Raw genomic sequence first — 22,966 nt, 5'->3', positions numbered from 1 at the left:
TAAGAAAAGACACCCCTTACGATACAGGGGTGCCTCTTTCCTTCAAATCAATTGACCTTTTCTTTTTCTTTTGATTTTTGAGTTTCTGGTTTCCCTGCCACAATCACATGAAGTTGGTCTTCGCTTTCAGCAGTTCCTGCAAAATTCTCAGCCTCTGCTACCAAGAAATAACTTCCGTTTGCCAGCTCCAATTTGATTTCAAATGTTCCGTCTGTATCCGATTGACCAGAACCTAGTTTAGTACGTTTGTTACCTTTCACATTGTACACGTGAATGGTCGTATTCGGATCTGCTTGTCCTGTCACAACAACAGGCTCACGCTTGAATTTCAATTTATCATCATCCCATTCAGGCGCGTTTGGAGCTTGTTGTTCTGCATCCATCGCCCAATTCAATGCATTGACGAAAAGTTGTTTTCCTTCTTCCGTCCAGCCGTACTCCGGTCCAATGATGTTGGTCACGTTGTAGCTAGAGAGAAGCAATTGCACACTCGTAGCACTTGTGAAATCGTAAGCGATCGAAGATCCTTTCATCGTTTCATCTACTGCTAGATCTCCAAGTGTGATACCAGGGTATCCTTTAAAGGTCGCGTAAGGACTCTTCGCTGTATGAATCTTAATCGGAGTGACTTCCCCATCCTCTGCTACCAATCCTTCGAAAATCGGATGCCCTTCCAGTGGATGTACGTATACGGCTCCTTCATCATATCCTTGTTGATCCAATTGCGGATATCCTTTCGCTGCTTCCAACAGCTGGATGGAGCCTTCACCAACTCCCCACGTTCCAGTGAACACAACGCTTACTTGTTTTTCATCCGTTTCAGCAATCAATTGTTTTACCTGTTCAGCTGTTCCGTCTTTTGTATTGAGTAAAATGATTCTGTAATCGTCTACATTGCCCAGCACATCCCAGTCGCGAGATTCTGCATAGACCCCTTGTCCGTTCAGGAAGGAGGCGAGCGTTCCGTTTATGTCACCTAATACAGCAACTTGATACGCGTTCAACGTCAGGTTCGTTTCAACATCTTCTTCTCCGACAGCGATCGTTTCAATAGCTGGCAAGTAGCCGTCCGCTTCCATTTTCAACTCGTAATTACCAGGCAGCAGTTGTTCGAACGAATAGTTACCGGATTCATCGGTTGTTGCTTCTTCTACAAATCCAGCAGGGTCTTCTGGTGTCAGGGTCAGCTTAACACCTTCAATACCTTCTTCCGTTTCAGCATCCGCCACTTTTCCTGATAACGCCACACCTTCAATTGCTTCAAGTGTGAAATTCAATGTGACAGAATCACCAAGCTCAGCTACATTGGCTTCCTGCGTCTGTTCAACGAAACCACGTGCTTGTACTTTAACATCGTACGTTCCGACACCGACTCCTAATCGATAAGTGCCGTCAGCGCTTGTGACCGTTTCGATGCCTTCAGAAGCAACCGTTACTTTGGCATTTCCAATCGGCATCCCTTCAGCATCTGTCACAGTCCCTTTGATTTCACCAAGACTAGCTGTCGTTGCAAATTCGATTGCATTCAAGTAGATTTGTTTTGCATTTTCCGTCCAGCCATCATCAGGAGAGCCATAGCTGCTTGCTTGTAAACCAGACAATAATACGTGAACACTATTCGCTGTTGGATACTTGATTCCGAAACCTTCACCGAGTAATCCTTCTGTGTGATGTGTCAAGGATCCAATTGTCGTACCGGAATAGTTTTCATAAACTGAATACTGCTGGTTACGATCTCCATTGTTCAATATTTCGATCTCTTCTCCGACTTCAAAACCGCTGAAAATCGGATGGAGCTGATCGACTTTAACGTTGATAGACTGACTCTCAAAGGATGAGATGACATTCTCAGGATCCCCGTAGGCATCCTTCAAGCTCTTGATCGTTCCGCCACCATACTGACTGACGAACATCATACTCACTTCCAGTTGATTCGCTTCTTCAACGAAAGCTCGGAATTGATCGTTGCTCATTGAATAATCTTTATCGTTGAAGATGACTAGTGCATAATCTGCAAGTGCATCTTGCAAGGATTCGAAGTCAGCTCTTTGATAGAAATCGACCTCATATCCGTTCGTTTCCAAGAAAGGAACGAGTCGCGCTTCGTTCGGGCTATAGCCGATGACTGCAAGTTTTTCCGATACTTGCATTGCGAAGGAGAGATCAATTTCCTCACCAGCAACGACCTGTACATTGTTTTGCGTATTCGGGCCATAACCTGAAGCGAGTGCCCGTACGTCATAGGTTCCTTCAGGGACAGATGCTGTGAACGTTCCATTTTCATCTGTTGAAACTTCGATTGGAGTACCTAAGAACGAGATAGATGCATCGGCAATCGGTTCATTCGTCGAACTGTCGATGACTGTACCAGTTACCGTTCCTGCATTTTCTGATTTCAACTCGAAGCTTTCATCCAATCGTTCTCCATTCGTGATGTCTACACGCACAGATTTTTGTTCGTGTCCGAAAGCATTAAAGGTCAGTTCATAGCTTCCTTCTTCAAGTCCTGCATAGAAACGACCTTCATTGTCCGTTTCGATCGTTTCATTTGTTTCCGTAATTGTCACTGTCGATTTAACAGGTGTACCCTGATCATTCAGCACCTGGCCATGCAATTCACCCACAAATGGTTCTTCATTATCCAACGCCCAAAGGATTGCGTTGTTCAATATTTTCTCACGGACTGGATCAAACGATTGGTCTGGGTTCCAGACGTGGCTGAATGTCATATTGGCTAGTAAAATTTCGACGGAATCGATCGTACGACCTTTGTATGCGACCATGCTTCCTTGATCACCCGTCGTTTCATTCGAGAATTCAACTGCGGTCTCCCCAGAGTAACCGTCAAATCCATAGTAGTAATCGAAACGAGCCGGGATATCGAAGGACTCGTTTAAAGCAAGACCTTCTGTAATTGGATGTTCTTTGACCACTTTACCTGTGGAGCCTTCTTCGCTTCCACCGAATACGGTCGTAGGGTCATTCAAATACTCGTTCAAAATATCAATGGATCCGCGACCGCCATCCTGACCCGTCCAGATCACCGGTGTTCTTGACTGATCGAGCGCTTTCAAGAATGTTTTGAATTCTCCCTCAGTAGGTTCGAGGGCCGGTGCGTAATCTGAATTTGCAAAAACAAGGTCCACTTCACTGAGCTTATCCAGGTCTGTGAAGTTCATATCTTCGACGAGATAGCCTCGTTCTTCTAGATAGCCTCGTAAAGTCGGATAGCCTGAGGCTGTAATATCGACGATGACACCTACCGTCGGTGACGGCTTAAGGTCAATCGGCAGGTTCACCTCTTCTGTGTCGCCAATTTCAACTTCTATGTCTTTACGAACATAGCCATCTTTTTCAATACGTAACGTGTACGTTCCTGGCTCTAGACGTTCGAGTGAATACTGACCTTGCGTATTTGAAACTGTTGCCCGTGGAACATTCAATACGTCGATTGTGGCACCTTCAATCGCATTGCCATCTTTCTCATTGGCGACCACTCCTGAGATGGAACCGACATTCCCTTTTACATTCATTTGGATATCCAGTGGTTCACTGTCTCCAGATACACTCACGTTCATTGTTTGCGTCTGGTACCCGAATGATTGAATTTCGACTTCGTATTCGCCATCTAAAATGGCGATGGCGTAAGAGCCGTCATCTGGATTCGTCTTGTCAGAGAACTCCATTCCGTTCACTTTGACCGTGGCATCCAGAGGATTCCCACTTTCATCGGTTACCGTACCGCTGATGGTCGAAAACTTCGCATTTGCCGCCCAAAGCACCGTATTGACGAGCAATTCCTTTCCTTCAGGGGTATAATCGCTCGCATCATGTGAGAAAGAGAAGCCGTGACCTGCCATCAAGATTTCCATGCTTCCGGACGATCTTGGTTTATAGGCAAGACCTCCGCCATATGGTTCAGCGTCTCCTTCATGCTTAATCGTCGCTAATGAGTATCCACTGTATCCTTCGAATGTTCCGATTGAGCTTGCTTCTGGTAAAAGCAATTCAATGAAATCGCCAGCTTGAGCGTCACCGAAAACAGGATGTTCTTCGGTCACCACATATCCAGCCGCAAGATTGGAGCCACGGATTGTTTCCCTTGATTCAGGATCCCCACGATAATCCACCAGATAATCGATTCCTGAACCGCTCCAATACGTTTCACCGAAAATGATACTTGTTTCATGCTCATCAGCTGCTTTCATCATCGCTTCGAAAGCGGGCTCTTTGAATCTGTAAGAAGTTGCATCGTTGAAGAAGACAACATCGTAATTACCGACTTCCGCTGCGATCTCCGTTTCATCGACTTCTGTGACCGGAACACCCATCGCTGTGAAAATGGAGGCGAAATTACGTTCCGATGACCAGTAATCACCGACGACTGCGAGTCTAGGGACAGCAGACAATTCGACGTTCAATTCACCTTCATGTCTTGCCATGTCGATCTGTTTGGAGTACTTGATATACCCGTCTTTTTCTATGGACAAGTTGTATACGACATCTTCCAGATCGCTCACTTCATAGCGTCCATTTGAACCTGTCGTTGTTTCCGTGACAACTTCCCCTGCTTCGTTCGTCACTTTCACGTGCGCACCACTTAAGACTTGCTGTGTGTTTGCATCCGTTACAAGACCTGATATCGTTCCACCATTCGACGCTCCAAGTGTAACGAAGATTTCAGCTGGCTCGCCGTGGGTGAAGGTCACTTCTTGCGTTTGTGTTTCATACCCGATTGCACGGATTTCCATCGTATACGTTCCCGGATCGTGGAATAGTTCATATTGTGCATTTGCGCCAGAGCCTTCTCCTAGAACAGACGTCGTTTTAACCCCTGTTTCCAGGATTTCAATTTGTGCTTCAACAGGATTTCCATCTACGTCCATGACCGTTCCGGATACTTGTCCAAAATCGGAGTCGATCAAGAAGTCGATCCCATTGAATAGAATATTCTGTTGGTCAGTCAACCAGCCTTGTAAAGGAGAAATCCAAGGTGCTGCGGCATGACCAGATAACAGCAAGTGTGCACTGTCTTCGGAAACAGCCTTATACGCGACCCCGGTACCGACAAAGCCTAGAGAACCGTTTCCGATCGTACCGAGATGACGTCCTGAATACTGGTTGAACCAGGTTAAATCACCAGTACGTTCAAACAATGTAAGACGATCTCCAGCTTGATACCCTTCAAAAATTGGATGCTCGACATCGACCTGCATCCTGACAGCACCGCCATCATATTGATGAGCGAATTCTTTCGGATCACCATAATATTCATGTAAGTGTTCAATCGTTCCGTAGCTGGAACCCCATTGATCCGCGAAAATCAAACTCACATCATGTTCGTTCGCTGCTTGAACGAGCGAATCGAAAGTTGCTGCATCAGGCTGTTCCCCACCTGACCCATACGCACCATTCAGATATACGACTTGATATCGTTCAATATTGTCGACGATATCCCAATCCCGTTCTTCAGCTGCATAACCGTTGACGTTCAATAGCTTCGTAACTTCAGAATTCCAATCGTTCAAAACGGCAATGTCAATTGGTTTCATGTTAACTTCTAGAACCGTTTCTTCTCCTGGTTGAACCGTGATCCATTGTTTTTGCTCGACATATCCGCTTAAGCTTAAGGTCAACTCATATTTTCCTTCATAAACGTTTGCATTTGTAAAAGATCCACCCTCATTGGTTTCCCCGTTGATAGACGTGTCTTTCAAAGTGACGTTCACATTCGGAAGGCCCTCTCCGGTCCGTTGATCTTTGACCTGGATATCGAGAGAACCGGATTCTGCTTCTGTAAGGATATAATCCTTCGTTCGTTCAAATCCAGAAACGAACTTGATCGATTCCTCCACCTGCTGTTTTCCATATTGTGCAACCTTAACGGTGTATTCACCAGGTTGATGCTCCATGGTGAAGGTTCCATTTTCATTCGCTTCTACTTCCACTCCTGTTTCGAGTACAGTCACTTTACCTTGCACAGGGTTCCCATCTGTATCTTTCATCGTTCCCATTAAGATTCCCGGAGATTGATAGCTTTGGATTCCAGTGCGATAAGGGACGATGACCTTTCCGGCTAAAATGGGTAAACCGGAAGTGCTGTAATCCGGCAATGAGAATTCTTTTAAACTTTTACCGGAATAGATATCAAGTGCAAACAACGTGCCGCTTGTCCCAGCAATGAACAATACGCCATTTGCTGTGACAGAGCCATTGTTCAAAGCGGTACCGACCGTACGGTTCGTCCAGAGGATCTCACCTGTTTCACGATCGAACGCTCGTAAAATCGGGTGAGCGGCAGATGTCATCACAACGATATTTTCATAGACAACAGGTGAACCAGCCTGCGTATCTCCTACACCTTCAGCCTTCCAAACTTCTTCTCCAGTAGACGGATCCAGTTTATAAAGCGTGCCAGCCTGTGTATTAAAGTTTGTGCCGACAACATACAACTCCCCATCCACATAGACGGGTCTGGCGGCAACCCCTTCATTGCTGAGTGTTTTGCTCCACACTTCTGATCCATCCGATACATCCAATGCCCGGATGGTCATGTTATCGTAGCTGCCGACATAAAGTTTTCCATCACCTAAACTGCCCCCGAAGAAAGACGGTGCCCCTAGTGCGGTATTCCAAATCTTTTCTCCAGTCTCAGCATTCAAGGCAGTCACCTTGGCGTTCTCATCCAAACCAGATCCTACATACAGTTTCCCATCCTGATAAATTGGAGATTCATAGATGGTGTATGAATCAGTCTGGTAGTTCCATAGGATATTTCCATTGGCGAGATCTAGTGCATAGATTCGACCATCTTCCCCACCTGATAAATAGACTTTGCCATCAACAATCGTAGGAGAAGAACGGTTTGTCGAACCTAACCGGATGCTCCACATTTCTTCACCGGTATCCGAATTCAGATTCACGACCCAACCCCGATCGGTGGTCAGCACAACACTTTGATCTGCTGCTGCAGGGGTCGAGAACAAAATCTGTCCTTTCGAACCGAGGTCGTATGCCCAGCCAAGATCGAGCTTCTTCACATCAATTGCAGCAGGTGATACAGCGTTCCGAGCATTATTGTTGTTCGCTGTACTCCAGCCCTTCTTCGAACTCGATTCAGCTGCTGTCATCTCAATTTGGAGCTGTTGATCAGAATCCATGACGACTTCCATAGACTTGCCAGCAATTCCCTCACCGGAAATTTGCAGCTGATAGGTTCCAACAGGAATGTCTTCTATAGTGAAATTCCCTTGTTCATCAGTCCGTGCTGTCTCGATCGGGGTATCTCTCACCCGAACATAGGCAAAAGAGACTGGATCACCCGAAGCTGAATCCACAACGACTCCGTTCAAACTATAAGAAGGTGCTTGGTCTAAAATCCAATCCACTTCTGTCCGTTCATCTTTCTGGATTTCAATCGTAATCGTCTGATCTTCGTATCCAAACGATTTTATGAGGACATTGTGCTTCCCTTCTCTGATTTTCAAATCGATGACGCCATCTTCTTCAATGGTGTAAGTCCCACCGTTTTCAAAATCAAGCGTTCCAGCAATCGGTTCTCCGGCATCATTTTTCAATGTTCCTTTCAAATCACCGGCAAACGCAGCTTCTGTGACTGCCTGATAGATGTTGACGATTCCGTGCCCGTACACATCATTCGGCAAAGAACCCATGAACGGCTCCACCCTGGCTGTATCACGAATAAGGCTCTTGACTTCATCTACTGTCAAATCAGGGTTTGCCTGCAATAGTAAGGCTACTGCTCCTGTTACATGAGGTGTTGCCATAGACGTACCACTGATCGTGTTGTACTTACCTTCTCCTTTACCCTCTGGCCATGCTGAATAGATATGATGTCCTGGTGCAGATACATCCGGCTTCAGGATCCGTACCTGGTTACCATTCTCATCTTCCCAAAACACTGGCCCACGGCTCGAAAAATAAGCAATCTGGTCATTGATGTCTGTCGCCCCGATTGCAAAGGAATGCGGAAAGCTTCCCGGTGAGCCGATCGTTTGTGAGCCAGGTCCATCATTTCCGGCTGCAAACATCGGGAAAATCCCTGCAGAAACCCATGCTTCGACATCTTCATAAAATTCCGTCGTATAGGCATTCGAGTTCCCCCAAGAATTATTTACGACATCAGGTGCTTTGGATGGATCTCCGCCTGGTGCCATGAACCATTCGAACGCAGCATGGATTGCAGATGTCGTGGTCGAACCGCCATCTGTGAAAATTTTAGCGGCAATCCATTCCGCTTCAGGCGCAACCCCGATCGGTTCACCAGATCCCCCACCAACAGCTGAACCAGCGACGTGTGTACCGTGTCCATGACCATCGCTTGGTGTCGTATACCCTTGACCGGATACATCAATCCAGGAATACTGGTGATTCCCATCTCGACCTCGATAGTTATCCTTCAAAGCTTCATGTGTCCCATCTACCCCGGAGTCCATGATTCCGACAACGACACCATCACCTTTGAGACCATACTCTCCCCACACATTTGTTGCCTGGATCTTTTCTAGACCCCATTGTGGTAACTTAGGAGGGTTCTCAGACTCTTGAGGTTCCGGTAACTGTAGCGTGCGGTCCAATGAAATCCGTTCGATATCATCGCGCTTTTTCAATTCTTCCAAAGCTTCAGTTGTTACAGTTGCAGTCATTCCATTGATGATCCACAAGCTTTTCTTCTTTTGGGCTTTTCCTTTTTGTTCAAGAGATTTCATTGCTTGATTGAGTGCTTTTTGAGAGGCATTTGTTTTTTCTTGGAGGTGGGCTTTGATGAGTTCAATCTTGTCTTTCTTTGATGGTTTCTTTTTTACTTGAGGGAAAATTGCATCGATGTTCGGACGCTCTTTCATCCGGATGATGACGTCCACTTTCTCGGATTGCTTCAATTGCTTGATGATATCTGCCTCGACTTTTTCAGGCTCCTTAGCTGAAGGGTCAGGTTGTCCAGACAATGGAGGAGGCTCCCATCCGATCCCTTCCATGAGTGAGGCTAATTCTTCTTCACTTGAATCAGATGTAATGTCTTTCTCTTCAGTTGTGATCTGCTCTTTTTCTCTTTCCTTTTCAAGCATGTCATGTTCTACGCCTAAGTTCCGTTCTGATTCCGTTTGACCGTATGTAGTTTGTGGCATGAACATAGAAAAAACGAGTAGAAAACTGAACACCAGTCCAAAGTGCTTTCTTTGCCGTTTCATCCGTCGCAAACCATTCACTCCTCTTTTTGTGGTTAAGACGAAATTTACACAAATATTGACAATCACCTTCTTAATTTCTAATAATTGGGACTTTTTAGAAATTTTTCGTTCCTTTGATTCAGACAACAATAGAGCAAGGAGGAGTTTTGTTTGGGTTAACGTTCGGGACTATAAGACTATGAAAGGGTAAGAAAATAAAAAACCTATCGAAGGTGGAGATCGAGTCGATAGGTGAGGAATGGGTCATTTTAGATTGTAGTTGTAGCAAATCATTGTTTCATCGTTCTGGAAGCCTTCAGCCAGGTAGAGTTTTACCGCATTTTCATTTTCCGCATTGACGGTCAGAAGTGCTTTCGGAAGTCCTTTGGCACGTCCGTATTGGATACCAGACCGCAACAGGTTACGCCCTAGTCCTTTTTTTTGATGGGAAGGACGGACTGCCAACAGGTGGATGAACAGATGAGTTTCTCCCTTATGCGGTTCTTCCGTAAGTCGCAGCAAACCGACAGGCTCATCCTCATAGTAGAGGAGTTTGAGACCATCTTTCAGGAAGCCTTCCTCCTTCTTCATCTTTTTCACTTGTTCAACGGTGATTGGTGTTTCTGAACCTGCCAGATTAGCGAATGCCTCATTTCGAATATCTCGCCATTTGTCCTCATCACAATCGAAAACAAAATCTCTCAACTCATAACCGAGCGGAAACTCAATATCACTAGCAGGTTGGTCCGGTCTATCTAATACATAGGAGTATCGTTCAATACCAAAACCAAGTGATTCCACAATACGTCGAAAATCCTGATGTACATCCTGCGTAAACAGGAAAACACGATGGATTTCAGATGTGTGCGGGATAATTGATTCCATCAACGTTCGATAGGCTTCCACATCATCCAATTCAGAGTGGAAAATACGAAAACGTCCTTTCTTTCCTCTGAGAAAATAATCATCCATCATCAGGGAGGCGACACCGATCACCCTTTCGCCATCCAACAATAGATAAGTCGGCTGCTCATCACTGATTTCAATTGAATGAAGATCCTCATCCGTTAAAAACGATTCATCAACGATCGACCTGTATTTCTTGCAATAAGCTATGAAATCTTGCAAACGATTCTCTGTCAACGGCTCAATTCTCATCATGCACGCTTCCTCTCCATGAAAAAGACTGTGAACAGTGTTGCTTCACAGTCTATTATATATCGGTTTCACATCACTCAGATATTGTTTTTTCAAAATTCAAAAACCCGTTTCCGTAGCTGTTCGGATCCATGTCATCACGCTTGTCCGCACCATTGATGAGTTTTTGCTTGATTTCATCAGGCGTAGCATCAGGGTAAAGCTGTAGAAGTAAAGCGACAACACCAGCACAGATGGGGGTTGCCATGGACGTACCCGACATAACGAAGTAGTCCCCTTCCACCCGACTGGATTTTTGCAATTTATCAATATAGGAATTCGGGGATCGGAGCGAAATGATATTCACGCCTGGAGCTAGTAGATCAGGCTTGGTCACATCGTAAATGGTAGGACCCCTGCTCGAAAAGCTTGCTACATCATCATCGTTCGAATCAACCGTATTTTTATCATCCGATGCACCTACCGTTATGACACGGTCACTTACGCCAGGACTTGCGATCGTCTGACCGCTCGGACCACTGTTGCCTGCTGCTACACAAACGACAATGCCCTTTTCCCATGCTTTTTCTACTAATTGGACCATCGGATCTTTATTTTCTTCTTCGTATTTCTGTGCTGCGGCCCCAAGAGACATACTGATGACGTCGATTTTCTTGTCCGGCTGGTTTTCATTGTATTGAATACACCAATCGACACCTTCCATAATCGACTCGAGAGTACCTGAGCCCATCTTGTTCAGAACTTTGATACCGACCAGGTTCGCTTCATAAGCAGGTCCAGTATACTTACCTCCAGAGGCTTTCCCATTACTTGCAGCATCACCTGCGCAATGAGTGCCATGTCCATTATCGTCATACGGTTCTTCCTTTTGATTGACGAAATCTTTGAAAGCTATGATTCTACCTTCCAGGTCTTGATGGGGATAGATTCCTGTATCAATGACAGCGATGGTCACATCTTTGCCTGAGACAGGTTGTCCATTACGTACGACATTTTCCGCTTTTACTGAAGGGACCGCAACATCCAGCAAGGCTTGAACTTCCCTATTCAAATAAACTTTTTTGATATGATTACAGTTCGACAGGATATTTTCCAGCATGGCAGGAGTGACATCCATCGTACAACAAGAGACGTTTGAGAACGATTTCCTCATCCCGCAGCGACTATAAATCTTTGAAATTTGATGCAGATCTTCACAGCCTTGATCATACTCATCTTCGTAAAATTCGATCACGACAGATATCTTCTTCATCCTTTTGATCCATGTTTCAATCGTTTTATGCAGGAAACACGGGATCCAGGTAAACGGTCGATAAATGTATAGCATTTGTTCACGAAGAGGTTGATCCATTTTATGTGCATAGGTTCTTACTGTCTGAACCATTGAATAGCCAAACATACCTTCACCTCTATTAAATGTATTGAATTCTTAACATAGTATGTGAATCTAGCAAGTTGGTAACGGTGTTTGTCCATTCAATAGAGTTAGTAATTTTTTACAAACAAGCCTAGTAAAATCAAGGCTGTTTAGCAATATATTGTTGCTCTTGCACTTGAAGAAAGTATAAAATACTTTCTTCAGTATAAGGGCAACTAAGGCTCGATCTATAAAAGGCTTAGTCTCGCCAAGTTTTCTTTAAAAGTCTTTGATTTCCGCTCCAGGATGCTCGCTTTCCACGGGGCGTGCGGTGAGCCCATTCGTCGCGCTGCGACATTGAATGGTCTCACCTGGCCCGCTCGTCCCGTAGGAGTCTCGCACCTTGCGCTTCAATCAACTTACAATGGAGAAGAGCTCCAATAGCAATAATCCTGAAATTAAAAAAGGACAGGCTTTGAGCCTATCCTTTTTACCCATTTATGTGGTTTGTGCTGTCATTGAGATGCGCTTGATTTCCTGTTCGATTTCCTCTTTCAGTGCTTCCACTTTTTCAAAATCGACGGCATGGATATAGTACTGTTCCAGCTCGTCGTTGCAGGCTTTCGCTTCAGCTAGATACGCGATCGCTTCCTTCATGTAAGATGAATAACGCTCGGTAATATCCAGAAGTTCTGTTGCATATTTTTCATCTGTACCTGCTGTTATCGCTCGTTTATACATGTCGACGATCTCGTCATTTTCTCGCTCAGGGAAATATTCATGTGGCGCTGTGCTGTCGAATATGGCGATGCCGAGTTCACGTATGATAATCATATCCAGACTGTTCGGATCGAAACCACAATGATAGATTTCGGTATCGAACCCTTTTTCTTCTGAAATGGCGGCAATCTTTTTCAACAGCGTAGACTTACCAGATCCCGGACGACCTTTGATGAAATAGCGCTTATAAACGCCTTCCGTCAGGTTTTGGACAAAATCGACGGCGCCCTTCGGTGTGGCTGCCCCTAGGAAACGATGACGGACATCCGCTTTCTTGTGCAAAGATTTCCCTGCAAAGAAAGCTTCGATCAACTCGTCTGTCAGTTGGTTCGCTTTTGTAAAGTCCATATTGTCAATATAGATCGCTTCCCACTCGTCATGCACTTCTAATGCTTTGGAAAAACAACTGTAAGCATCGTCGTATGCCTTCTGGATTTGAGCGTTCAGTTTTTCAATCTCATCCCGATATGGAATCAATTGATTCGAGTCCCAGGCTGTTCCCAGGTTAATATACTCCTCCACTACACCAGGGTATTTCGGTTCGATCACCTGAGGACCGGACCCGTTCACAATCCCGACCTTCAGGCACGGAATTAGCACACCCTCCACGGACTGGTTATCCGATGCATTATGCAGAAATTCAATGTCATATCCTTTATCGTTCCAATCATATCCGATCGATTTCATCAAGGAAGACTTTCCACAACCAGGTGCTCCTTTTAAAATATAAAGACGTTCCAAGCCCTGAAGACAAGAGTCGTACAGACTATAAAAACCTCTGGCAGTATTCCCACCGGCATAATAATTCGTGATCTTTCCTGGCACTCGCATACACTCCCTCTTCCTATAGTCATAAAGATGCCTATTTTCAGATTATGCGGTAGGGCTTATGTAGGTGAATGCCTATGGTTTGGGGATCTATGATCAGGGAAAAATATTGAAGGAAGGAGGTCGCCCAGTATGGATATCCAGATCAAAAGGATCTATCACCAAAAAGAAAAAAGGGATGGCATAAGAATTTTAGTCGATCGAATCTGGCCAAGAGGCGTTTCTAAAGAGGATGCTGAACTCGATGAATGGTTGAAAGAAGTCGCGCCTTCCCCAGACCTGAGAAAATGGTTCAACCATGATCCAGAACGGTTTGAAGCATTCAGGAAAAAATACATAAACGAGCTGGATCAAGAGGAAGAGAAGATGGATGCAATGGAAAAAATCAGGCGTTATCTCAAGAACGGGAAGGTCACTCTGCTTTATGCAGCAAAAGATGAAACGCATAATCACGCCGTTGTGCTATAAGAATATTTGACTCAACTGTAAAAGCGTTTTCACAATATTTCGTTATCGTGTTATACTAATTGTAACAAATTGTTCACAATTCAAATGTACTACTGATAAAGGAGTCGTTATGGATGGATGTCTTTCTTGTCTATTTGTTAGTGGCAAGCGCGACACCGCTTTTCTTATGGCATGACAAAAAAAAGCTAGCCATGATTCAAATACCATTCATCATGTGCATGTGGCTCTATGTCATTTTGTACCTATCCTTTGAGTTAAGCATACTCGTCCATATCATACTAGGTTCTATATTTGTGGCGAATGTCATTTTTGCACATGTTGCCGCGTTTATGATTTTCACGACACACGTGCTTAAGAAAGCGAAGAAAATTTAACGGAAGACCTCAACTTGTCGGCGTTGAGGTCTTTTTATTTTATACATACTTTCGCGTTTCACCACTTTTCACGGTACGAGCACCCTCAACCCAACCTAATGAAACCCATAGGATACGACCCAAAGCGTCCCAATGACGACAACGACTGCAATGAATGCTGAGTGCATCATGATGTGCGTCTGATGCTTTCCGTTGCTGCTTTCGGTCATATGCATAAACATAAGTAGTTGGATGAGCGCTTGCAAAATGGCAAGTGCAACGATGATTCCAATGATCCATGTCATCGAAAAACCTGAGTATAACCCGATCCAAAGTGCAGCGAGCGTCAAGATAACCGACAAAAGGAACCCGATCAAATGCCTCCAAGGAAAACGAGATGTTTGATTAGCCATGGTGCATCACCGCCCCCGTTCCAATCATTCCATAAAGATATACGGCTGTGAAAATAAAGATCCAGACGACATCTAAGAAGTGCCAATAAAGGCTCGCAACAAACACTTTCCCTGTCGTTCGTTTCGTCAGACCTCGCTGGAACAACTGGATGATGATCAGTACGATCCATCCAATCCCCATTGTGACATGGGCACCATGTGTTCCGACGAGTACGAAAAATCCGGACCAATACGCACTTGTCGTCAAGCTTGCTCCTTCATGGACGTAATGGATGAATTCATAGATTTCAAAGCTTAAAAATCCAAGTCCTAAGCCTAGAGTGACGATCAACCATACAATTAATCCTTTGAAACTGTTCCGTCGCATTTCGTGGATGGCTAGGCCACAAGTGAAACTCGAGGTCAAAAGCAAGAACGTTTCAATCAACACGCCCTTCACCTCGAACAATTCTTTCGGTGTCGGACCATCCCCATATCGGCCCAACAAAACGAGGTAGGTGGCAAAAAGGGTTGCGAACAACGCGATTTCTGCTCCTAAGAAGATCCAGAACCCTAAGATGTTCAGCCGCCCAGTTTCCGATTGATATTCTAACGGCGTGTCTGGAGCTTCGTGCCGGCTCTCTTCTGACTGCACATATTCCATTTTTACACGCCTCCTTCATTCATGAGAATTCTCGATTCGTTCGATCTCTTCGACAGGAACGTAATAACCTTCATCATAATCAAAAGACCGGAGCACTAGAGTGACCAACACACCGATCAATCCAAAAATGGCAATCCACCACCATTTGAAAACGAGTCCGAATCCACTTATGAAAAAGAACACGCTCATGATGATCGGCAGTCCAGAATAACTCGGCATGTGAATCGGTTTATAGTCTGTCTTCTTCGGTTCCTTTTCTTTTTTCATGATTGTGTAAGCATCAAGTCCTTTAACCACGGGCGTGATAGCAAAATTATAGAATGGGACCGGAGTATGGGTGGCCCATTCAAGGGAACGACCGTCCCATGGATCCCCTGACTTTTCACGCTCGGCGTACCGGAAGCTCCAGTAAATGTTATAGACGAGAAGGACGAAGCCGAGTGCCATTCCGATAGCACCGATAGAGGCTGTCACATTCAAACTGAACCAACCGTCTGCCCATTCATACGTGTAGATTCTTCGTGGCATTCCGGCAAGGCCTAAGAAATACATCGGGAAAAAGGTGACATTGAACCCGATCATGAACAGCCAAAAGCTCCATTTACCTAGTCGTTCGTTCAACTTATGACCGAACATCTTCGGATACCAGAAGTAGAGGCCCGCAAAACATGCAAAGACGGTTCCTGAAATCAATACGTAATGGAAGTGCGCGACCAGGAAATACGTATTGTGATATTGGTAATCTGCTGCGGCCATTGCAAGCATGACTCCCGTCACTCCGCCAATCGTGAAGTTCGGAATGAAGGCGAGCGACCAAAGCATCGCGGTTGTGATTTTGATTTTTCCTTTATAGAGCGTAAATAACCAGTTGAAAATTTTCACACCCGTCGGGACGGCAATCAACATCGTCGTGATTGAGAAGAATGAATTGACGGCTGCTGTCGCACCCATCGTGAAGAAATGATGGACCCAAACGATGAAGCTGAGCCCGGCAATAGCGACCATCGACCAGACCATCGCTTTGTAACCGAATAACGTCTTCCGGGCAAACGTGCTGATCACCTCTGAAAAGATTCCGAAGGCTGGCAAAATGACAATGTATACTTCCGGATGACCCCAAATCCAGAAAAGGTTCGCCCAAAGCATCGGAAGACCGCCATCGGCTAACGTAAAGAAATGGCTGTCAAACAACCGATCAAATGTCATCAAAGCAAGCGCAACCGTCAAAACCGGAAACGCGAAAATGATCAAAATCATCGTGATGAGGGAGGACCAAGTAAACATCGGCATCCTCATCAACGACATGCCTGGAGCTCGCATTTTTAAAATGGTGACGAGGAAGTTGATCCCCGTCAGAAGGGTTCCGATTCCAGCGATCTGGAGTCCGAGTAAGTAATAATTCTGTCCAGGTCCAGGGTTGAGTTCACTGCCTGCAAGAGGTACATAGCTTGTCCAACCGGCAGAAGGTGAGCCTCCGATGATGAATGAAATGTTGAACAGCATCGCTCCGAAAAAGAACGTCCAAAAGCTGACCGCATTCAAGTACGGGTATGCCACGTCCCTTGCACCGATCTGCAGCGGAACGACGAAATTGATCAATCCGATCAAGAAAGGCATCGCCATGAAAATGATCATGATCGTACCATGCGTGGTGAAAATCTCGTTATAATGTTGTGAATCGAGTATTTTGGCATTCGGAGCGGTGATTTGCGCTCGCATCATCAGCGCGTCCACTCCACCACGGAACAGCATCAATAACGCAGAAAAGATGTACATGACGCCCAGTTTTTTATGATCAACGGTTGTAAGCCATTCCTTCCACAGCCATGTCCATTTCCTGTAATACGTAAGTACGGTGACGATGGCAATCGTTGTGAGGAATATGGAAATATCGGCAGCATAGATGAACGGCTCTCCGGTTACGAAAAATTCGTCCCATTCCAAGTTCAACCTGGTCTCCCCCTTTCTCCACTAATGTGGTTCATCGTGATCCGGATTCAAACGTTCTCTTACCTTGATGGCATAATCCGGCTGTTTGGCATGGTCGACCCATTCCAGATGCATAGAAGAGAATGTGTGTCGATCCGTGTTTCCTTTAAGCATTAACTTGTCGTAAGTTTCTTTCGTGAGTTTTGGTGCAGTAGCCTTCGTGTCTTCTACCCACTCGTCAAATTCTTCTTTTTCCTGAGCAGTAACTATGAACGTCTGCTTCGCAAATCCTTCACCTGTAAAGTTGGCATTCCGGCCTTTATATGTACCCGGTTCATCCGCTTGGAGATAAAGTTCCGTGTACATCCCGGCCATGTTGTATTTCTGTCCTCCTAGCCGTGGTATCCATATTGCAGCCATTGAATCAGCTGATGTCAGCTTAAAGAGAATCGGACGGTCTTCCGGTATGTGCAAGTAATTCACGGTTTCGATTTCCTGTTCAGGGTAAGAAAAAATCCACTTCCAATCGACAGACGTAGCATGTATGACAAGCGGGTCCTTGTGGGACGTCGCTTTAGGAGGCTCTTCTAAGGCATAGATCGTTTTCACCGTCGGGACAGCAAGCGCGGTCACAATGAGGATTGGTATGACGGTCCACAAAATTTCAAGGAATTTATTCCCTTCTTCTTGAGGCGGTTCATAGTCTTTGTTCCCTGGACGTTCTCGGTACCGGACAATGAACAATGTAAAAAGAACAAAGACCACGATGACAATGAACAGCATGAATCCAATCGACCAGATGATCAGATCCTTCTGCTGAATACCGACTGGTCCCTTTGGATCCAACACAGCGAGCTCGCTACACCCGCTTACAAAAGTCAAAGCTATAAGGAACAAACTGACGAAAAGTACTCTAGTCTTCATTTTCAACGTCATCACCACCCTTCTTTAACATGATAATTTATCTGTATATTTAAAAAACTTCGTATGTTCTGAATGATATGTGTTTCATTACCCTTTGAAGCTCAACTATCAAACGTTTGCAGCCATATAAAAAACAGCCCCTGCCTTCTTACCTAGGGACTGCTCTGGCAAAGTATTTCACTGTGCTTTCATAAATTCAATGGTTTGTTCCAGACCTTTTCTATATGGGGTTTTCGGTACAGGTCCGACTTTCGATTCAAATTTATGGCCGGAAAGGACGACCGGTTGTTCGTTCAAGTACATCATTTCAGTCAACTCACGCATCTGGGGATTGAATAGCCCTACCATACGGATCATATTCTTTGTTACGACTGAAACCTTCTTCTCATAACCTGTCAACTCTCTTACAGTTTGCAAAATGTCTTCTCCTGAAATGCTACCTGCTGAAGGAATGTTCCAATTTTGACCATAAGCGTCCTCCCTAAGGGAAAGCTCAACGATAGCTCTTGCTCCGTCTGGTGTGTAGAGGAACTCCCTGGCAATCGCCGTGTTCCCAACATAACTTGCACGCTTGTTTTGGAGTACATCTTTCAATAGAAAATGAATGAAGGTATTTTCAGCGTTCGGTCCATAATAGTCAGGAAAATGCGCCACCAAGACTGGCACATTCGCTTTGAAAGCCATGTGCTCTAACTCCAGACGGATTTTTCCCTTTTTCGTATGAGGGCGTTTCGGTGTCGTCTCTTGCACAAGGCTTCCATCTCCCCTACCGTATGCGTAAATGTTATCTACCATGGCAAGCTTTGCGCCCGTTTGCTTAGCAGTATCTACAATATTTCGTACAATAGTAGGCTGATCTTCTTCCCAGCGATGATAAGGAATGTTGATAGCATGGAAAATGACATCCACTCCACTTGCTACAGTGATCATTTGTTCTTTTTGAAAAACATCCCCCACAACACATTCCACAAATGAATATGTTCCAAATAATTTTTCTAACTTACTTTGGTTCCTTGCAAATGCGACTGTTTTTATTCCTCTCTGATTTAATTCACTTACGATCGCGTATCCCATCCCACCCGTTGCACCTAACACTAAAGCTTTTTTCATGCATAAGCCTCCTTTTTTAACCACCGGTCAATTAATGGGTAAAAATTTTTCTATCTGGTCATTGCTTTGATGATGAAAGACACATGTGCCTCAGCTAAAAATTGAATATCCTCATAAGATTGATTGGTGCGCCAGTAGTGCGCGACGAAGCCGTGTAGAGATAAAAAAACCGACCAAATTTCTTGAATCGTCAATTGACTTTTGCTTAAGGAACTTACCGCCTGTGCAAAGTTTGCATAACTCACATTTGGGCCATTTTGAATATGATGCTGGATTTCTTCGTCCTTAATAAGGAACATAATCTCGTAATGGCTCTGATGTGTTAACCCAAATTCAATGTAACCCAACAGCACTTTTTTCAGTTTAACAGCGTAATCATTCTGTTCAGCCATAATCGTTTCTAAAGTTTGGTTGAGCAGATGAAAATCTTGATCGACAAGGGCATAAAACAACTCAGCTTTGTTTTTGTAGTGATAATAAATGGCTCCGTGACTATAATTCAGTTCTTTCGCGATTTGGCGCATCGATACGTTTTGAAACCCTTTTTCCACAAATAATTGTCTAGCAGCTTCTAAAATCATCTCTCTAGACAGTTCTTGATCTACTTTTTTTCTCGGTGACATTGTTCAACTCCTATTAATTGACCACTGTTTAATTATTCTCATTATATTCTTGTAAGTAGAATTTGGCAATACATTATTCGTTAAATTTTGGAAAAGGATTGTCACAAACCAGTTATTATGTTACTTTTAAGTCACATAAATTAACGAAAAAGGTGAATTGTATGATTAAAGTGATCGTCAGCAATACCATTAATCAACCTCATGACAAAGTGTTTTCCTACATTTCAAACTTTGAGAACAACCCTAAATGGCAAGGCGGCATGGTAGAGGCTCGATTCACTTCAGATGGACCGATCGGGGTCGGTTCCACCTACGAACAGGTTGCTACTTTTCTCGGAAAAGAAATCCTTACGACTTTTAAAGTAGTGGAGTATGAAGAGAACCACAAAATCAAAATCGAAAGCATCAAGAGTACGTTTCCGATCACAGTAACTCGAGTGGTAGAACCGCATGACGGCGCTACAAAAGTGACAGCGATTGTCGAAGGGGACGCGAGCAGCACATTCAAGATCGCTCAACCATTCATGAAGCTGATGGTGAAACAATCAGTGAAGTCGGATTATAAGAAATTGAAGAAACAGCTTGAGACAACGTAATCGCTGTCACTATTTAAACCTCACCTTCAAACGCTCACTAGAGCTGGTTGGTGGTTCATTCAATTCAGACGTGCATTGAGGGCAGCGAGAGGCCAGGTTAGAGATCGTCGAATAACAGAACGGACATGTTTTGAACCGTGTTTGTTCAATGGGTACACTTCTTACCTTGTTCACCTGCAAGATGAACAAATAGACGGCAAACGCAACGATCAGGAAGTGGATGATCGTTTCTACAAAAAGACCGATGTTGACGGTTGCTGCCCCTGCCTCTTGCGCTTCTTGCAAGGATGAAAAGGTCCTACCAGACAGATTCAAATAAAGCTCTGAAAAATCGGTCTTCCCCAGAATCAATCCGATCGGGGGCATGATGATGTCGGAGACGAAGGATTGTACGATCTTGCTGAATGCGGTTCCGATGATGATTCCGATCCCCATATCGACGACATTGCCTCGTAACAAGAACTCCTTCAAGCCAAAGAAAAACCTCACAAGTTGTCCCCCCTTCTCTCACCATTTATATGAACATCGCCCCCAAATATGTGGCTATCAATCTATTATTTACCAAGTTGTTAGACCTCTAATGTCGTGATATACTCATAAAGGATTGAAATCGCTTTCACAACAATGTTCAGGAGGTTTTTTAGTAATGAGTAAACCATTTATCCGCACGCTTAATCTAAAAGATTACACACATGGAGATTCGCAATCTCGACAAGCATTCTCTGAGGAGTTTGCAGCAGGTCTGAAGGATATCGGATTCATCATCTTGGAAGGTCACGGTGTTGACCACAAGTTGATCGACAAGAACTACGAGCTTTGGGAAGAGCTTTTCAGCTTAGACACTGAAACGAAGCAAAAGTACGAAGGTATTGACGGTGGTCAACGTGGATACACAGGCTTCGGTAAGGAACATGCGAAAAATCGTACAGTCGGTGACTTGAAAGAATTCTGGCATACTGGACAAGAATTGCCTCACGGTCATCCTCTGACTTCTGAGTACCCGGCAAACGTTTGGCCAGAAGAAGTACCTGAGCTACGTAAAAATGCTTTGAACTTTTACCGTGAATTAGAGCGTGTTGCACGTAACATGCTTGAAGCTTTGGCAATGCACTTCGATCTTCGTCAAGATTTCTTCTCGGATATGATTAAAGACGGAAACAGTATCCTCCGTTCTATCCACTATCCGAAATTGGATGAATCTATGGATCCAAATGCGATTCGTGCAGCTGAACACGAAGACATCAACTTGATCACCTTATTGGTTGAATCCACTGCTTCCGGATTAGAGCTTCTTACTCGTGAAGGCGAATGGATGGAAGTAAAAGCTGAGAAGGGTCAAATCATCGTCGATGCAGGGGACATGCTCTCTCGAATCACGAATGAAGTGATTCCAGCAACGACGCACCGTGTTGTGAACCCTGTTGGTGAAAACACGTCTCGTTACTCTATGCCTTTCTTCGTACATCCATACAGCAGCTGCTTGTTAGAAACGATTCCTGCTTGTGTGTCGAAGGATAATCCTGAAAAGTATCCTGCGATTACGGCTGGAGATTTCTTATACGAAAGACTTGTTGAAATCGGATTGATCAAAGCGTAAACGCCATAAAGAAAGAAGGACTCCTGCATCGTTCAAAACGATGTGGAGTCCTTTTTTTATGCATACTATGCCGCACGGGAGGTCTTTTTTTGTACGGGTTTCGGACGTACATAGCTCAGACTGAACAGTCCGATGCCTGACATGGTCACGATTCCCGAACATCCGAGTAATGCGGTCAGGAATGCGATATACAGCTTGTCGATCGCCACTTCTACATTGTCACTAAGTGAAGCAAAAGTACCTGTGATTTCTAAGTTCGTATCCATCCAATCAATCCCAATGATATGAAACAGAATGACAGACACGAGCAAGGCGATGCCTGTAACCACACATGCACCCGCAAGCCACCGGATCGCATGCCTTCTTTTTTCAAGGAGCAGGAAGCTCAATCCGACTAAAATCAATACGACCATGCCACTTATGATGGTGAGCGATGTGATTCGTTCATAATAGCTCGCCAGCCGATCTAGGGTTTTTGTTTTGACACTCATAATCGAGGACCACTCGATTTCTTCTACGAACTTGTCGGTATAAATGATTCGGTTCCCCATATTTTCATTGTCATTGATCTGTTCGAGCAAAACAGTCCGGATATCCCTTATATCCAATGGTTCCAACTGTCGATCTCGTTCCAATATGTAATCCCAAATATCCTTTTCTATGAAGTGCACCATTTCTTTAATCCTGCCAATGGTCAGTTCCTCTTCCATCACTTCTCCAAAAACGGCATTCAGTTCTTCGTCAGATGTGACATCATTCAGTTCTTCGGATTGCTGAAGGGCTTCTGGCAATATATCTTGAAGTTCGGCATACACGCCCGTCCCTTCTAATGCCTCTGTCGTTTCGTAAGGTTGCATGGCAGTTTGTTTAAAGGCTAGTGAAAAGAAAAACGTTGTAAGCAAAATGAAGACAATTGTATATAGAATGACGGCAGGGATTTGACGCGCTATTTTTCGAAACACAACAACACTTCCTTATTCTGGGTCTTTCGTTATTGTT

General features: G+C 44.5%; 16 protein-coding genes. 4 read left to right on the top strand and 12 right to left on the bottom strand.

The window, feature by feature from the left end:
* Positions 1-47: 47 nt before the first annotated feature.
* The 4 genes from ACXQIQ_RS13615 to ACXQIQ_RS13600 all read right to left on the bottom strand — a co-directional run bounded on the left by ACXQIQ_RS13615 (position 48) and on the right by ACXQIQ_RS13600 (position 13,308).
* The gene (locus ACXQIQ_RS13615) at positions 48-9,209 is read right to left on the bottom strand and encodes a carboxypeptidase regulatory-like domain-containing protein (protein WP_439302024.1); all 9,162 of its coding nucleotides are present in this window, start codon (positions 9,207-9,209) and stop codon (positions 48-50) included.
* 243 nt (positions 9,210-9,452) lie between these two features.
* Positions 9,453-10,349 carry a GNAT family N-acetyltransferase gene (locus ACXQIQ_RS13610; RefSeq protein WP_439301811.1) on the bottom strand — a complete coding sequence of 299 codons (897 nt, stop codon included), beginning with the start codon at positions 10,347-10,349 and terminating at the stop codon, positions 9,453-9,455.
* Positions 10,350-10,419: 70 nt separating this feature from the next.
* Positions 10,420-11,745, bottom strand: a complete 1,326-nt coding sequence (locus ACXQIQ_RS13605) for a S8 family peptidase (RefSeq protein WP_439301812.1) — start codon at positions 11,743-11,745, stop codon at positions 10,420-10,422.
* Positions 11,746-12,201: 456 nt separating this feature from the next.
* The gene (locus tag ACXQIQ_RS13600; protein WP_439301813.1) at positions 12,202-13,308 is read right to left on the bottom strand and encodes a PRK06851 family protein; all 1,107 of its coding nucleotides are present in this window, start codon (positions 13,306-13,308) and stop codon (positions 12,202-12,204) included.
* A gap of 135 nt (positions 13,309-13,443) precedes the next feature.
* Between ACXQIQ_RS13600 and ACXQIQ_RS13595 the strand changes: the two genes are divergently transcribed.
* Entirely contained in the window at positions 13,444-13,779 is a 336-nt protein-coding gene (locus tag ACXQIQ_RS13595) for a DUF488 domain-containing protein (RefSeq protein ID WP_439301814.1), read from the top strand.
* A 113-nt stretch (positions 13,780-13,892) separates the two neighbouring features.
* The gene (locus tag ACXQIQ_RS13590; RefSeq protein WP_439301815.1) at positions 13,893-14,153 is read left to right on the top strand and encodes a spore morphogenesis/germination protein YwcE; all 261 of its coding nucleotides are present in this window, start codon (positions 13,893-13,895) and stop codon (positions 14,151-14,153) included.
* Between the two features lie 95 nt (positions 14,154-14,248).
* On the opposite strand, the gene qoxD is transcribed toward ACXQIQ_RS13590, so the two are convergent.
* The 6 genes from qoxD to ACXQIQ_RS13560 all read right to left on the bottom strand — a co-directional run bounded on the left by qoxD (position 14,249) and on the right by ACXQIQ_RS13560 (position 19,774).
* Positions 14,249-14,545 (bottom strand): cytochrome aa3 quinol oxidase subunit IV, encoded by a 297-nt coding sequence (qoxD, locus tag ACXQIQ_RS13585; protein ID WP_439301816.1) that lies wholly within the window; start codon positions 14,543-14,545, stop codon positions 14,249-14,251.
* On the bottom strand, positions 14,538-15,188 hold the full coding sequence (gene qoxC, locus ACXQIQ_RS13580; RefSeq protein WP_439301817.1) for a cytochrome aa3 quinol oxidase subunit III: 651 nt from the start codon (positions 15,186-15,188) through the stop codon (positions 14,538-14,540). The genes qoxD and qoxC overlap by 8 nt, the downstream gene beginning before the upstream one ends.
* A gap of 15 nt (positions 15,189-15,203) precedes the next feature.
* A complete protein-coding gene (qoxB, locus tag ACXQIQ_RS13575; protein WP_439302025.1) occupies positions 15,204-17,132 on the bottom strand; it encodes a cytochrome aa3 quinol oxidase subunit I in 1,929 nt (642 codons plus the stop codon).
* 27 nt (positions 17,133-17,159) lie between these two features.
* On the bottom strand, positions 17,160-18,059 hold the full coding sequence (gene qoxA / locus ACXQIQ_RS13570; RefSeq protein WP_439301818.1) for a cytochrome aa3 quinol oxidase subunit II: 900 nt from the start codon (positions 18,057-18,059) through the stop codon (positions 17,160-17,162).
* A 159-nt stretch (positions 18,060-18,218) separates the two neighbouring features.
* Positions 18,219-19,151 carry an SDR family NAD(P)-dependent oxidoreductase gene (locus ACXQIQ_RS13565; RefSeq protein WP_439301819.1) on the bottom strand — a complete coding sequence of 311 codons (933 nt, stop codon included), beginning with the start codon at positions 19,149-19,151 and terminating at the stop codon, positions 18,219-18,221.
* Positions 19,152-19,201: 50 nt separating this feature from the next.
* Positions 19,202-19,774, bottom strand: coding sequence for a TetR/AcrR family transcriptional regulator (locus tag ACXQIQ_RS13560; protein WP_439301820.1), 573 nt, complete (start codon positions 19,772-19,774; stop codon positions 19,202-19,204).
* 161 nt (positions 19,775-19,935) lie between these two features.
* Between ACXQIQ_RS13560 and ACXQIQ_RS13555 the strand changes: the two genes are divergently transcribed.
* Positions 19,936-20,370, top strand: coding sequence for an SRPBCC family protein (locus ACXQIQ_RS13555; protein WP_439301821.1), 435 nt, complete (start codon positions 19,936-19,938; stop codon positions 20,368-20,370).
* A 9-nt stretch (positions 20,371-20,379) separates the two neighbouring features.
* On the opposite strand, the gene mscL is transcribed toward ACXQIQ_RS13555, so the two are convergent.
* Entirely contained in the window at positions 20,380-20,859 is a 480-nt protein-coding gene (gene mscL / locus ACXQIQ_RS13550) for a large conductance mechanosensitive channel protein MscL (protein WP_439301822.1), read from the bottom strand.
* A gap of 157 nt (positions 20,860-21,016) precedes the next feature.
* On the opposite strand from mscL, the gene ACXQIQ_RS13545 reads away from it, so the two are divergent.
* Positions 21,017-21,967: an isopenicillin N synthase family dioxygenase gene (locus tag ACXQIQ_RS13545; RefSeq protein ID WP_439301823.1), complete on the top strand. Its 951-nt coding sequence runs from the start codon at positions 21,017-21,019 to the stop codon at positions 21,965-21,967.
* Between the two features lie 65 nt (positions 21,968-22,032).
* Here the strand turns inward: ACXQIQ_RS13545 and ACXQIQ_RS13540 are convergent, their stop codons facing one another.
* Positions 22,033-22,929, bottom strand: a complete 897-nt coding sequence (locus tag ACXQIQ_RS13540) for a hypothetical protein (RefSeq protein WP_439301824.1) — start codon at positions 22,927-22,929, stop codon at positions 22,033-22,035.
* Positions 22,930-22,966 lie beyond the last annotated feature (37 nt).

The sequence above is a fragment of the Pseudalkalibacillus sp. Hm43 genome, from assembly GCF_054170705.1.
This window is presented reverse-complemented; position numbering and strand designations above follow the sequence as displayed.

Coding starts and splice junctions, on each gene's coding strand:
- ACXQIQ_RS13615 (WP_439302024.1), bottom strand. CDS start 9,209: ATGAAACGGCAAAGAAAGCACTTTGGACTGGTGTTCAGTTTTCTACTC.
- ACXQIQ_RS13610 (WP_439301811.1), bottom strand. CDS start 10,349: ATGATGAGAATTGAGCCGTTGACAGAGAATCGTTTGCAAGATTTCATA.
- ACXQIQ_RS13605 (WP_439301812.1), bottom strand. CDS start 11,745: ATGTTTGGCTATTCAATGGTTCAGACAGTAAGAACCTATGCACATAAA.
- ACXQIQ_RS13595 (WP_439301814.1), top strand. CDS start 13,444: ATGGATATCCAGATCAAAAGGATCTATCACCAAAAAGAAAAAAGGGAT.
- ACXQIQ_RS13590 (WP_439301815.1), top strand. CDS start 13,893: ATGGATGTCTTTCTTGTCTATTTGTTAGTGGCAAGCGCGACACCGCTT.
- qoxD (WP_439301816.1), bottom strand. CDS start 14,545: ATGGCTAATCAAACATCTCGTTTTCCTTGGAGGCATTTGATCGGGTTC.
- qoxC (WP_439301817.1), bottom strand. CDS start 15,188: ATGGAATATGTGCAGTCAGAAGAGAGCCGGCACGAAGCTCCAGACACG.
- ACXQIQ_RS13565 (WP_439301819.1), bottom strand. CDS start 19,151: ATGAAAAAAGCTTTAGTGTTAGGTGCAACGGGTGGGATGGGATACGCG.
- ACXQIQ_RS13560 (WP_439301820.1), bottom strand. CDS start 19,774: ATGTCACCGAGAAAAAAAGTAGATCAAGAACTGTCTAGAGAGATGATT.
- ACXQIQ_RS13555 (WP_439301821.1), top strand. CDS start 19,936: ATGATTAAAGTGATCGTCAGCAATACCATTAATCAACCTCATGACAAA.
- ACXQIQ_RS13545 (WP_439301823.1), top strand. CDS start 21,017: ATGAGTAAACCATTTATCCGCACGCTTAATCTAAAAGATTACACACAT.